Raw genomic sequence first — 12942 nt, forward strand, 5'->3', positions numbered from 1 at the left:
CGCTCAGCGGGGGAGCAGGCCGTCGACCAGCGCGTCGACGACGTCGTCGGTCGGGGTGTCCGGATCGATCGATGACGTGAGCCTGTCGAAGACGAGGCCCTCGATCGCGTAGTGGAACAGGGCGATCTCCGCTCGCCCGCCGGGGAGTCCGGCGTTCTCGTTGAACGCCACGTCGGCGTCGAGGCCGGCGCGCTGCCGCTCGCCGAGGGACGCGGCGAGTTCAGGTCGGCGCGCTGCCTCGAGCCGCAGCTCGTACAGCGCGAGCGTGACCTCGCGGTTCGTCGTCAGTCGCCGCACGATGTCGCGCACGTAGTCTGCGAACAGCTCGCGGCTCGGCTGTGCGGATGCCCGTATCGCGAGATCCTCCGGCGTCGGAGCCAGGCGCTGCCAGATCCGCTCGAATAGCCCGGTGATGAGCTGCTCGCGGCTGCGGAAGTAGTTCGATGTCGTGCCGGTGGGCACCCCCGCCTCGGCGTCGACCGCGCGATGCGTGAGTCCCCGCGAGCCCTCTCGAGCCAGGACGGTGATCCCCGCATCCGCGAGCTCAATGCGTCGAGCGTCGTTCTTCGCCATGGCAGGACCCTAGCGCAATCACGACAGTTGTTGTAGTTTCTAACCACGACAACTGTTGTGATTGGAGAACACGGTGCGAGAACTTGTCTACTTCATCGCTGTCACCCTCGACGGATTCATCGCCGGCCCAGGGGATCAGTTCGATGGATTCGTCTACGAGGGCGACCACGTCGCGGCGATCGGTGAGAAGTACCGCGGCGCGGTGCCCACGCACCTCGCCGAGTCAGTGGGGCTCGCCACCGAAGGAGGCCCGTTCGACACGGTGCTGATGGGCTGGAACACCTACTCGATGGGCCTGCCGGACGCACCGAGCCCGTATCGGCACCTGCGCCAGGTCGTCTTCACGCGCACCCACGCCGCACCGGCCGAAGCGGAGGGTGTCGAGTTCACCGACCGCGACCCGGTCGAGGTGGTGCGCGAGCTCAAGGCGGAGGAGGGCGGTGCGATCTGGCTCTGCGGGGGTGCCGCGCTCGCGGCGCAGCTCGTCGACGAGATCGATCGCCTCGCGCTCAAGGTGCACCCGGTGCTGTTCGGATCCGGCATCCCAGTGTTCGGCGCCCGCCCGTACGCGCCAGAGCGCTGGCATCCGCTCTCGACCACCGCGTTCACGTCCGGTGTGACGCTGGCCGAGTACACACGCCTGGCCCCGAAGGGATAGGCGCGGCGCCAGGTCGGCGGCTACGCCGCTGGATGGGCGAGGGATGCCACGGCCTGGGCGGCCGCGCGGACGACGTCCTCGGCGAGGGCGTCGTCGCGGTCGACCAGCCAGGTCATCGTCAACCCGTCGGTCATGGTGAGCAGCAGGCGGGCGGCGACCGGCACCGGCACCGACCACTCGTGGCCGGTGTGCGTGGCGGCGAGCTCGAGCATCGCGACGGCCATCCGGGTGTACTCGGCGTACTGCTGGCGGGCCAGCTCGGGGCGCTCGCGCAGTGCATGCTGCGTGAGTTCGAGCATGGCCTGTTCGCGGGAGGGATCGGATCGCAGGTGCGCCAGGTAGCCGCTGAGGCCCTCCGTCAGCAGCTCTGTCAGTGAGCGTCCGACGAGCTCCGCCGGCGCGATCGCCTTCTCCTCCTTCGCCAGCACCTCGGTGATGAGCACGTCGATCAGCTCGTCGCGCGAGGTGAACGCGTAGTGGAAGCTCGCCAGAGACATGCCGGCCTCGGCGACGATCGTCCGCGTGGACGCGCTGCTCAGGCCCCGTGCGGAGATGACCCGCAGGGTCGCGGCGATCAGCGCCTTGCGCCTCTCTTCAACCGGTGTGTGTGCCATGGCATCCCCTCACTTGCTCTGGCTCGATTCTGCTCCTAAGGTAGCGGAAGTGGGTCAAGTGTCCCACATGAGATTTCAGATGCGGACGCAGCGGTCCGCAATACGGGAGACGACGATGCCCCTTCACAACCGACCCAGCGCCGAGGCGCTCGGCCGAAGCCTACCCGCTGGTTTCGTGATCGGCACAGCCACCGCGGCCGCGCAGATCGAGGGAGCAACCCAGGTCGGCCGCCGCACGCCGAGCGTATGGGACGCGTTCAGCGCCGAACCGGGCCGCGTGCAGGACGGCTCCACGACCGCCGTCACCGCCGACCACTTCCACCGTCACGTCGAGGACGTGCGGTTGATGAGCGAGCTCGGCGCCGACGCCTACCGCTTCTCGCTCGGCTGGACGCGTCTGCAGCCGAACGGCCGCGGCCCGCTCGACCCCGAGGGCGTCGCGTTCTACGACCGCCTGCTCGATGAGCTGCACGAATCCGGCATCACTCCGTTCGTCACCATCTCGCACTGGGACCTGCCCGTCGAATACGAGCAGGGCTGGCTCGACCGCGACACCGCGCACCGCCTCGGCGAATTCGCGGCCCTCGTCGGCGAGCGCTTCGGCGACCGCGTCGACTCGTGGATCACCATCAACGAACCCGCCACCGTGACGCTGAACGGCTACGCGCTCGGGCTGCACGCCCCCGGTCACTCGCTGCTGTTCGATGCTCTGCCGACCGTGCATCACCAACTGCTCAGTCACGGGCTGGCCGTGCAGGCGCTGCGGGCCGCCGGCGTGCGCGGCCAGGTGGGCATCACGAACGTGCACACCCCGGTCGTCGCCGCGAGCGGCAGCCCCGAGGATGCCATGATGGCCGCCCTCTTCGATGTCGTGCACAACCGCGTCTTCGCCGATCCCGTGCTGCTCGGCCACTACCCGCAGGTGCCAGACGAGCTGGCGCCCATGTTCGGCGCGTTCGCCGAGGTGCCGGCCGAAGACCTCGCGGTCATCTCGCAGCCGCTGGACTTCTACGGCCTCAACTACTACATGCCCACCCGGATCGCCGCCGGCGCCGGGTCGGCCGAGAGCCCAGACGGCACCAGCGAGGCGATGACCGAGCTGCCGTTCCGCCTGGAGCCGTTCGACGAATTCCCGACCACCGGGTTCGGCTGGCCGATCTCGCCGGAGTTCTTCGGCACCGCGCTCGCCGAGGTGCAGGAGCGCTACGGCGACGTGCTGCCCCCTGTCTACATCACCGAGAACGGCGCGAGCTTCGCCGACGAGATCGATGCCGAGACTGGCATCGTCGAGGACGATGAGCGCATCGGCTACCTCGCGGGACACCTCGAGGCCGCGATCACCGCCACGGCACCCGGCGGTGTCGCAGAGGGAATCGATCTGCGTGGGCTGTTCGTGTGGTCGCTGATGGACAACTGGGAGTGGGCGACGGGATTCACGCAGCGCTTCGGCCTGCTTCGGGTCGACTTCGAGACCCTGGAGCGCACGCCGAAGGCGTCGTTCAACTGGCTGCAGAGCGCGCTGCGCGCCCGCGACGAGGTCTGAGCGGGGCGCTGATCAGGCCGGTGGCAGCCGCAGCACGTTCGACTCGCCGGAGGTCAGATCGTCGGAGATGCGGATGCTGCGGGCCAGGTCGTCCAGCGCGCCTTCCAGTGTGCCGAAGCGCTCGCGGTCGCTGCACACCGCGTTGAGCGTGATGAGGTGGGTGCCGGTGTCCCAGGTGTAGCTGGCCGACGGCGGGGATGCCGGGTTCGGCGGCATAGGCAGGATGAGCTTCTCGCCGACGCCGAGAGGCGTCGGGAAGCTCTCGGTGTCGTCGTACTCCATCGGCATGGATGCCCGTGCCATGCGCAACTGCGCAGTGAGTTCCTGCACCGTGGCCATGGCCACGACCAACTCGGGCTCCGCCTTCCACGTCCAGGCCAGTACGCGTCCGTCGGCCTTGCGCATGGCCAGCGGAATAGCCTGGCTCGCGAGCCAGGCGCCTACCCGGGAACCTGGCACCCCATCGCGTCCGAGCGACGAATTGGCCTGCGCCATCAGCATCCGAACCGCCGCCTTGCGGTGCCGCCGGCCGCGTAGCCCGAGCGAGCCGGTCACGGGAATCCACAGGGCCGGGTCGGCGGAGGAGGTCAGGCGCATGCTCACACGCTACGCGAGCACCCCTGCGTCCGGCTGAGAGCGGCACGGCCCCGCTGCCGGGCCACCACAGTCCCCTCAGGTAGAGTTGCCAGCGCTCAGCGCTTACAGATTGGCAGCTTCTTCCGTGACATCCTCCCCTGACGAACACCCCGCCTCGACGGGCTCTGCGAATTCCGGGCGTCCCCTGAAGATCCTCATCGGCTGTGACACCTTCGCCCCCGACATCAACGGCGCAGCCCGGTTCGCCGAGCGCCTCGCTGCCGGCCTTGTCGAACGCGGCCACGACGTGCACGTCGTCGCGCCCAACGATCACTACCGCCGATCACCTGCGCACACCGAGATCATCGAGGGCCAACCGATGACAATGCACCGGCTGCCCGCCGTACGGTGGCTGCCGCACGACTGGGTGCGCTTCGTCTGGCCGTGGCGCTCGAAGTACTACGCCCGCCGCGTGCTCGACGACGTCCAGCCCGACATCGTGCACATCCAGTCGCACATCATCATCGGGCGGGGACTCAGCCGCATCGCGCATCAGCGCGGCATACCGATCGTCGCGACGAACCACGTGATGGCCGAGAACATCCTTGACCACACCGCCATGCCGAAGTTCATCAACGGCCCTGTGCTGAAACTCGCATGGGCCGATGCGAAGCGCACCTTCGACCTGACCCGCGCCGTGACGACGCCCACTCGCAAAGCTGCTGAGTTCCTTGAGCGCACGATCGACAGCACCGGCGTGATCCCGGTCTCGTGCGGGATCGATCGCCGCAACTACACGCCGATCGTCGGTCCGCGCGAGAAGAACCGCATCCTGTTCGTCGGGCGTCTCACCGGCGAGAAGCACGTCGACGTGGTGCTGCAGGCGATGACCAAGCTCGACCCCGCCCTCGACGTCACGTTCGACATCGCCGGCGGCGGCGACCAGCGCAAGGCTCTGGAGAGCCTCGCCGCGCATCTGGGGCTGTCCGACCGGGTCACCTTCCACGGGCGCGTGACCGACGAGCAGCTGCGCGAGCTCTACTCCAGGGCATCCGTCTTCGCGATCGCGTCGATCGCCGAGCTGCAGTCCATCGTGACGATGGAGGCCATGGCATCCGCGCTTCCCGTCGTCGGTGCGAACGCGGTCGCGCTGCCGCACCTCGTGCACGACGGAGAGAACGGCTACCTGTTCGGGCCGGGCGATGTCGACGACCTCGCCGACAAGCTCACGCGCGTGCTCACCGCGCCGCCCGAGGAGTACGAGCGGATGCAGCGTGCCTCGCTCGACGGCGTCGCGGTGCACGACATCAACCGCACCCTCGACACGTTCGAAGCCCTCTACCGGGACGAGCCGCTGCCCGAGTAGGCAACGGCTCGTACGGCGTGAAGCGGCGCCTACTTCAGGGCGAGGCCCTTCAGGCGCAGGAACTCCTCGCCCGAGATCGTTCCGGCATCCACCAGCGCCTGTGCATCGGCGATCTGCTGCGCAGGGCTCTTCGAACCGTCCGCTGCGGGTGCACCGGCATAGCGTGCGTCTTCAGCCGTCTTGTCGGCGAAGCCGCCCACGATCAGCCAGATCAACAGTGACACCAGCGGAAGAATGAACAGCAGCACCACCCAGACGGCCTTCATCCAGCCGCTCAGGCTGCTGCGAAAAAGGTCACGCAGCACATGCAGCAGCGCGAGAAGATACGAGACGATCAGCGCGCCCCAAAGCAGATATCCGACGAATTCCCAGAGGCTCATCAGTTCGCCTTTCTAAAAGTCCGGAAGGGGCGCCGGGCGAGCGCCCGACGCCCCTTCACAGGAATGCGAAAAGTCTGAGCTCAGGCCAGAGCCTTGGCCTTGAGCTTCTCGTACTCCTCGGTGGTGATCGTGCCCGCGGTCAGCAGCTTGGCTGCATCCGCGATCTCGTCAGCGGCGCTCTTGCCTGCGGCCTGACGGATGTAGGCGTCGGTCGCGTCCTGCGCGGCACGCGCCTGCGAAGCGCTGCGTTCAGCCATGCCCTGGCCGCGTGCGATGAGGTACACCAGCGCGGTGAGGAACGGCACGAAGATCAAGAAGATGACCCACAGCGCCTTGAACCAGCCGTTCAGCTTGTGGTCGCGGAAGATGTCTCCGATGATCGAGAACAGCACCATCAGGTAGGCGATGAAGAAGAACGCCCAGATCATGTACCAGAAGAAATCCCAGAATCCCATTTTGTAATCCTTTCGTGGGGAGAACCGGAAGCCACCGAGACTCGCGCCGACCAATTGGACGTCGAAATCAGGAGCAACACTGCCATGATGGCGCGATTGTGTGGTTCAGCGCCAGATCCAACATGCGTGTCGGCCGCGGATTCACCCATTGTGGGTGAGATCGTGACCGTCACGCGCTGCCGTCATTCGCGCGCGAAAGCCGCCTGCGCCTCGAGTTCGAGGTCGAGATACTGCTGTTCGCTCACGTCGATGCCGACGCCCAGCAGCTTCCCGCCCGTGAACGGGAACGGGTTGGCGTACTGGTGGCTCACGGCGTCGGCGCTGTCGAAGCCGATGCACAGGCCATCGCCGCACAGCGTGAACTTGCCGATCTGCGCCCGCATCGGCCCTTCGGCGACGACCTGATCGTCGACGTAGAGCTTGGCCGTGCCGATCGACTCGCCGTTCGCCCCCGCACTCTCGCGGATGAACTCGACTCCCAGTGCGTGTGCGCCCGGGGTGAGCGCATCCGAGGTGAACGTCTGCTCGGGCGGGATGCCCAGGAAGTTGTACACGTAGGTGAGGCGGTTGTCCTTGATGAACAGCGCGTGGCCACCGAAGCGGGAGCCGTGTGCGAAGAGCACGCCCTGCGAATCGGCTTCCACGACCACGTCGGCGATGATCTTGAACGACCGGCCGCGCACGTTCACCGCGACCGACTCGGGCACCGCCGTCGTGCCGGGGTAATAGACGTACCGGTTGCGCGCCGGCTCGGCCTGCGGCCGCTCGATCGTCAGCTGCTCGCGGGCCGGACGGTCATCGAGCGGGTAGACATTGTTCTCCTGCGCCTCGACCTCGAACGCCTCGACGAGCTCCTTGAGCTTCTCGGGGTGCTCGGCTGCGACGTTCTTCGACTCGGAGCGGTCCTCGTCGACGTGGTACAGCTCCCACTCGTCCTCCTCGAACCGGCCATGGCCGGTGAGCGGGGCGTGGATCGTGGAAGCCTTCCAGCCGTCCTTCCAGATGCCGCGAGTGCCGAGCATCGAGTAGTACTGCACCTTCTTCTCCGTGGGAGCCGTGGGCTCGGCGTCGAAGGAGTACTTCATGGAGACGCCGGGCAGCGGGCGCTGCTGCACCCCGCGGTACACGTCGGGGAACTCGATGCCGGCAGCATCCAGGATGGTCGAGACGATGTCGACGGAGTGATGGTACTGGTGGCGCACCTCGCCCTTCGCCTTGATGCCCGCTGGCCAGTGCACGATCAGCGGGTCGCACGTGCCGCCGGAGAACTGCGAGTAGCGCTTGAACATCTTGAACGGCGCGGAGAACGCCGCGGCCCAACCCGTGGGGTAGTGGTTGTACGTCTCGGCCGAGCCCAGAACGCCGATCTTGTCGAGGTTCTCCTGCAGGTCGTCGGGGAATCCGTTGAAGAACTTGTTCTCGTTCACCGAGCCATCGGGGCTGCCCTCGCCCGAGGCGCCGTTGTCTGCGCAGTAGAAGATCAGGGTGTTCTCGAGCTGGCCGGACTCCTCGAGGTAGTCGATGACCCGTCCGATCTGCACGTCCGTGTATTCGCTGAATCCGGCGAACACCTCGGCCATGCGGCTGAAAAGGCGCTTCTCATCGGGGGAGAGCGAATCCCACGGCTTGACGAAGTCGGCGGCGTTCGCCTGGTCGTCGGGCATCGGGTTGAAGGGCGTCAGGTCGGTGTCCTCGGGCATGATGCCCCGTTCGACCATGCGCTCCAGCACCCACGTGCGGTAGGCGTCGTAGCCGTCGTCGAAGAGTCCCTCGTACTTGGCGATGTACTCGTCGGGGGCCTGGTGCGGCGCGTGGTTGGCACCGGGATTGTACCAGGTGAACCACGGCTTGGAGGGGTTCGAGGACTTCTGGTCGCGGATCATGCGGATCGCCTGATCGGCCAGATCCTTCGAGAGGTGGTAGCCGTCCTCCGGCGTGTACGGCGCCTCGATGAAGCGGTTGTCCTCGACCAGGTCGGGGTACCACTGGTTGGTCTCGCCGCCCAGGAAGCCGTAGAAGCGGTCGAAGCCCATCGCGAGCGGCCACTGCGACTTGCTGCCGCCCGACGAGATGTCCTCCTCGGGTACGTTGTGGTTCTTGCCCACCCAGAACGTCGAATAGCCGTTGTCCTGCAGAACCTGGCCGACGGTCGCGCACTCAGCGGGGATGCGTCCGGAGTAGCCGGGGAAGCCGTTCGTGCCCTCCATGATCACGCCCATGCCGTTGGCGTGGTGGTTGCGACCGGTGAGGAAGGTCGAACGCGTGGACGAGCAGATCGACGTGGTGTGCCACTGGGTGTAGGTCAGACCGTTCTCGGCCAGTCGGTCGAGGGTCGGCATGTTGATGCGACCGCCGTAGGGCGACCACGAGGCCATGCCTGTGTCGTCGTACAGGATGACGAGCACGTTGGGCGCACCGTCCGGCGCCTTCTGGAGCTCGTACGGGCTCCAGTCCGCGACCGAATCACGGACGTCATGGGCGATCTTGCCCTGGAACTGCTTGCTCATGGTTCTGGTTCTCCCTCTCCAACGGCGCGCACTGGCACCCTCCGATGGGGATCACGCTAGTCACGATGCCGCGTCGGCAACAGGGGCTTCACCCGGCCCGGGTGAAGCCCCTGTTGCCGACGCCTGCGTCAGTCGCGCGCCATCGCGGCGGCGAGGTGCGCCTCGAGATCGATGTACACGTCGTCGCCGATGTCGAAGATCACCTTCTGGATCTCGCCGCCGGTGAAGTCGAATCCGTAGTCGTAGAGCGATGAGACCGGATCGGCGCTGTCGCGGCCGATCGTGAGCCCCTCGCCGCAGAGGGCGAAGTGCCCGAGCACGGTGCGGATCTGCGCCTCGCCGACCGGCTGGTCGTCGATGTACAGCCTCACCGGGCCCTTGGGTTCGCGGTACTCGCCGATGCCCTCCTTGATGAATTCGACGCCGATGATGTGCCGCCCAGGGGCCGGCACCGGGGCCGACACGCGGTTTTCCGGCGGGATGCCGAGGAAGTTGTACACGTAGTGCACCTGGCCATCCTTCACGACCAGCGCGTGCCCGCCGAACCGCGAGCCGTGCGCGAAGATCACGCCTTCCGTGTCGGCCGTGAACTCCACCTCGGCGGCGATCCTGTATGAGCCGCCGTGCACGTTCGCCGCTGAGCGCTCCGGGACCTCGCTCGTGCCCGGGTAGTAGACGAACTGCCCCGAGGGCGGCGCCGGCTGGTGGAACTCCATCGCGACGAAGGTCTCGAAGTCCTTCGGATTGCCGATGATCTGCAGATCGTTCAGCGGCAGCACGTCGTTGCGCTTCGCCTCCGACATCCACAGTGCCTTCAGCGCTTCGAGTTTCTCGGGGTTCTCCGCGGCCAGATCGTGCGCTTCGGACCGGTCGACATCGGTGTGGAACAGCTGCCACCGATCCTTGTCGAACCCGCTCATGCCGCTGACGGGACCGTGTACCGTGACTGCCTTCCAGCCGTCCTGCCAGATGCCGCGGTTGCCGAACATCTCGTAGTACTGGTGCGGCTTCTGCGTCGGGCCATCTGATTCGGCATCGAACGTGTACTTCATCGAGACGCCGTCGAGTTGGCGCTGCTTCACGCCGTTGTACTCCTCCGGCATCTCGACGCCGCAGACATCGAGGATCGTCGCGACGATGTCAGTCGAGTGGTGGTACTGGCTGCGGACTTCGCCCTTGGCCTTGATGCCCGCCGGCCACGAGATCACCAGCGGGTCGCACACGCCGCCCTGGTAGACGTAGCGCTTGAACATTCGGTACGGAGTCGAGAAGGCCGTCGCCCAGCCACTGGGATAGTGGTTGTAGGTGTCGGGCGATCCGAGCTTGTCGACCAGACGCAGGTTGTCCTCGAGCGAGTCGGGGTAGCCGCCGAAGATCTTGCCCTCGTTGACCGAGCCGTTCGGCGACCCCTCACCCGAGGCGCCGTTGTCGGCGGCGTAGATCACGAACGTGTTCTCGAGCTGCCCGGACTCCTCGAGGTAGTCGATGATGCGGCCGACCTGGGCGTCGGTGTATTCGCTGAAACCAGCGTAGACCTCTGCCATGCGGCAGAACATCGCCCGCTCCTCGTCGCCGAGCTCGGCCCAGGGGCGCACCATGTCTGTCTCGCTGAAGGTCCCAGGCGGCATCGGGTTGATCGGTGTGAGGTCGGTGTCGGCCGGCAGAATGCCCTTCTCGATCATCCGCGGCAGCACCCACTCGCGATACGCCTCGTACCCATCGTCGAACTTGCCCTTGTACTTGTCGATGTACTCCTGCGGAGCATGGTGAGGGGCGTGATTGGCGCCGGGGCAGAACCAGAGGTACCAGGGCTTCGCCGGCTCGGTCTGCTTGACGTCGCGGATCATCTTCAGCGCCTGGTCGGCGAGATCCTTCGACAGGTGGTAACCGTCCTCCGGAAGATACGGCTGGTCGATGTAGTGGTTGTCCTCGGCGAGCGACGGGTACCAGTTGTTGGTCTCGCCGCCGATGAAGCCGTAGAAGCGGTCGTAGCCCTGGGCGAGCGGCCAATTCTTCTTGTTCGCACCTGCGGTCCACTCGTCGATCGGCACGTTGTGGTTCTTGCCGACCCAGAACGTCGACCAGCCGGCATCCCTCAGGATGTTCGCCATCGTCGCGTTCGTCGGCGGGATATGCGAGTTGTACCCGGGGAAGCCGGTGGACGACTCCGAGATCGAGGCGAAGCCGTTCGCGTGGTGGTTCCGCCCGGTCAGGAACGTCGACCGAGTCGGCGAGCACAGCGCCGTGGTGTGCCACTGGGAGTACGTCAGACCGTTCTCGGCGAGCCGGTCCATGGTCGGCATGTTGATCCGGCCGCCATACGGCGACCAGGCGGCCGTGCCGGTGTCGTCGTAGAGCACGACCAGCACGTTCGGTGCCCCTTCCGGCGCCTTGTCCGAGAGGAAGGCACCCCAGTCGCCCACCGAATCGCGGACATCCAGCTCGATCTTTCCCTGAAATTCTCTTGCCATGACACCCTCCGAAGTGCGCGCTGAGATTCCTCACCCGAACAGTAGCGTCCGGGGAGGTGGCGCGAAAGAGTGGGTAACCGCCGGTCAGAGATCGGATGCCAGGCGGAAGCCGACATGCGACATGCCAGTGTCCTCCGCCTGAGGCGAGCGCGCGGCCGGCCGGAAGCGCAGACAGTAGTCCGGCGAGCACAGGAACGAGCCGCCCTTGAGCACCCGGCGCGGGATCTGCTCTCCTTCGCGCGCGGAGGCGACGGCCAGCAGATTCTGCCGCTTTCCAGCATCCACCGTCTGCGCCAACGGCACGACGTGCCGCGGCGAGTAGTAGTCGGTGGTCCACTCCCAGGTGTTGCCGATCATGTCGTACAGGCCGTACCCGTTCTCGGGGTACGAGCCGACTGGCGCCGTGCCGCCCACGCCGCGGTTGTCGTACGGGAAGCGTCCGAGCCAGGAGTTCGCGAGGGCCCGACCGCCGGGGTACGCCTCCTCACCCCATGCGAACCGCGCGCCGTCCACGCCACCACGCGCGGCGTACTCGTACTCCACCTCACTGGGCAGCCGCCCTCCCGCCCATTCGGCGTAGGCGACGGCATCGTCGTACGCGATGTGCACGACGGGATGGTCCATGCTGCTGTCGATCGAGGACGTCCTGCCGAACGGGGCCCGCCAGTGCGCCCCCGGCTCCCACCGCCACCACTGGCGCCAGTCGCGCAGGTCGACGGGCCCCTTGGTCGGCGTGAACACCATCGCTCCGGGTACGAGGTCCTCGGTGGCGACGCCGGGGTACGCGGCCGCATCGAGCGGCCGCTCAGCCACCGTGACATACCCGGTCTCGTCGACGAAAGCCGCGTAGTCGGCGTTCGTGACCGCGAACCGGTCGATGCGGAACGACTCCACCCGGCGCTCGTGCACCGGGCGCTCATCCGGGTAGAACTCGTCGGATCCCATCTGGAAGGTGCCACCGGGAATCTCGATCATCGCGCGCAGGTCATCCGCCATGCATCCACCGTAGTCTTCCTCGAACCGCCGGCTTGCTGACATGATGTCGTCGTGGATGAGACGACCTGGCGACGTCGCACGGGCCCGGCACTGCTCGCCGCCTCGATAGCGTTCCTGCTCGCTTACTCATGGCGGGTGATCACTGCGGCCGATGGGCCTGCCGCGCTCGTCGCGAACATCGTGATCATCGTCACCTGGGCGGCGTTCGTCGTGGACTACCTCGTACGGCTGGCCATCGCGCCGCGCAAGTGGCCGTGGTTCCGCCGGCATCTCCCAGATCTCGCAATCACCCTGATCCCGGTGCTGCGACTGGTGCGAGTGGCGAAGATCCTCACCCGACTGCCCGGCCGGCGACGCACGCACGCGGCGGCGCTGCGTACCCGGATCATGGTCTACGGTCTTGCCTCGACGGCGATCCTGATCTACATCGCCTCCCTGCAGGTGCTCGACGCTGAACGCCACGCCGATGGGGCGACGATCATCAGCTTCGGCGATGCCCTGTGGTGGGCGTGCGTGACCGCCACGACAACGGGGTTCGGCGACCTGACGCCGGTGACGACGACTGGCAAGCTCGTCGGGGTCGTGCTGATGTTCGGCGGCGTCGCGCTCGCCGGAATCATCACCGCCACCCTCGCCTCGTGGGTGGTCGAGCGCGGTGCGCGTGGAGATGATGCGGCGGCCACCGCGACGCGGAGTGACATCCACGCTCTGCAAGCGGAGATCGCAGCACTCCGCTCCTCGCTCGAATCGGGTGAGTCGGAGGGTGGCGATGATCGCACGGTGTCGTAACCTGACGGCATCAC

The 12942-nt window shown here is 66.8% G+C and carries 12 protein-coding genes; 4 read left to right on the forward strand and 8 right to left on the reverse strand.

The features are described 5' to 3' along the window. Positions 1–3: 3 nt before the first annotated feature. Positions 4–573 carry a TetR/AcrR family transcriptional regulator gene (locus MNR00_RS01220; protein WP_241927353.1) on the reverse strand — a complete coding sequence of 190 codons (570 nt, stop codon included), beginning with the start codon at positions 571–573 and terminating at the stop codon, positions 4–6. A 73-nt stretch (positions 574–646) separates the two neighbouring features. On the opposite strand from MNR00_RS01220, the gene MNR00_RS01225 reads away from it, so the two are divergent. Continuing rightward, positions 647–1231 carry a dihydrofolate reductase family protein gene (locus MNR00_RS01225; protein ID WP_241927354.1) on the forward strand — a complete coding sequence of 195 codons (585 nt, stop codon included), beginning with the start codon at positions 647–649 and terminating at the stop codon, positions 1229–1231. 20 nt (positions 1232–1251) lie between these two features. Here the strand turns inward: MNR00_RS01225 and MNR00_RS01230 are convergent, their stop codons facing one another. Next, positions 1252–1845 (reverse strand): TetR/AcrR family transcriptional regulator, encoded by a 594-nt coding sequence (locus MNR00_RS01230; RefSeq protein ID WP_241927355.1) that lies wholly within the window; start codon positions 1843–1845, stop codon positions 1252–1254. A gap of 115 nt (positions 1846–1960) precedes the next feature. On the opposite strand from MNR00_RS01230, the gene MNR00_RS01235 reads away from it, so the two are divergent. Continuing rightward, positions 1961–3388: a family 1 glycosylhydrolase gene (locus MNR00_RS01235; RefSeq protein ID WP_241927356.1), complete on the forward strand. Its 1428-nt coding sequence runs from the start codon at positions 1961–1963 to the stop codon at positions 3386–3388. A gap of 12 nt (positions 3389–3400) precedes the next feature. Here the strand turns inward: MNR00_RS01235 and MNR00_RS01240 are convergent, their stop codons facing one another. Then, on the reverse strand, positions 3401–3985 hold the full coding sequence (locus MNR00_RS01240) for a hypothetical protein (RefSeq protein ID WP_241927357.1): 585 nt from the start codon (positions 3983–3985) through the stop codon (positions 3401–3403). Between the two features lie 124 nt (positions 3986–4109). Here MNR00_RS01240 and MNR00_RS01245 point away from each other — a divergent pair, with 124 nt between their 5' ends. Beyond that, positions 4110–5330 (forward strand): glycosyltransferase, encoded by a 1221-nt coding sequence (locus tag MNR00_RS01245; protein ID WP_241927358.1) that lies wholly within the window; start codon positions 4110–4112, stop codon positions 5328–5330. Positions 5331–5359: 29 nt separating this feature from the next. On the opposite strand, the gene MNR00_RS01250 is transcribed toward MNR00_RS01245, so the two are convergent. The 5 genes from MNR00_RS01250 to MNR00_RS01270 form a co-directional block, all read right to left on the reverse strand. Then, positions 5360–5710 carry a PLDc N-terminal domain-containing protein gene (locus MNR00_RS01250; protein ID WP_241927359.1) on the reverse strand — a complete coding sequence of 117 codons (351 nt, stop codon included), beginning with the start codon at positions 5708–5710 and terminating at the stop codon, positions 5360–5362. A gap of 80 nt (positions 5711–5790) precedes the next feature. Then, entirely contained in the window at positions 5791–6165 is a 375-nt protein-coding gene (locus MNR00_RS01255; RefSeq protein ID WP_241927360.1) for an SHOCT domain-containing protein, read from the reverse strand. 182 nt (positions 6166–6347) lie between these two features. After that, complete coding sequence (locus MNR00_RS01260) at positions 6348–8672, reverse strand: arylsulfatase (RefSeq protein WP_241927361.1); 2325 nt, start codon at positions 8670–8672, stop codon at positions 6348–6350. Positions 8673–8800: 128 nt separating this feature from the next. After that, the gene (locus MNR00_RS01265; RefSeq protein WP_241927362.1) at positions 8801–11143 is read right to left on the reverse strand and encodes an arylsulfatase; all 2343 of its coding nucleotides are present in this window, start codon (positions 11141–11143) and stop codon (positions 8801–8803) included. Between the two features lie 84 nt (positions 11144–11227). Next, on the reverse strand, positions 11228–12118 hold the full coding sequence (locus MNR00_RS01270; protein WP_241928892.1) for a formylglycine-generating enzyme family protein: 891 nt from the start codon (positions 12116–12118) through the stop codon (positions 11228–11230). Positions 12119–12190: 72 nt separating this feature from the next. Between MNR00_RS01270 and MNR00_RS01275 the strand changes: the two genes are divergently transcribed. Beyond that, positions 12191–12928 (forward strand): potassium channel family protein, encoded by a 738-nt coding sequence (locus tag MNR00_RS01275; RefSeq protein ID WP_241927363.1) that lies wholly within the window; start codon positions 12191–12193, stop codon positions 12926–12928. The last annotated feature ends 14 nt before the right edge of the window (positions 12929–12942 follow it).

It is taken from the genome of Microbacterium sp. H1-D42, assembly GCF_022637555.1.
In the GTDB taxonomy this organism is placed as follows: Bacteria; Actinomycetota; Actinomycetes; order Actinomycetales; family Microbacteriaceae; genus Microbacterium.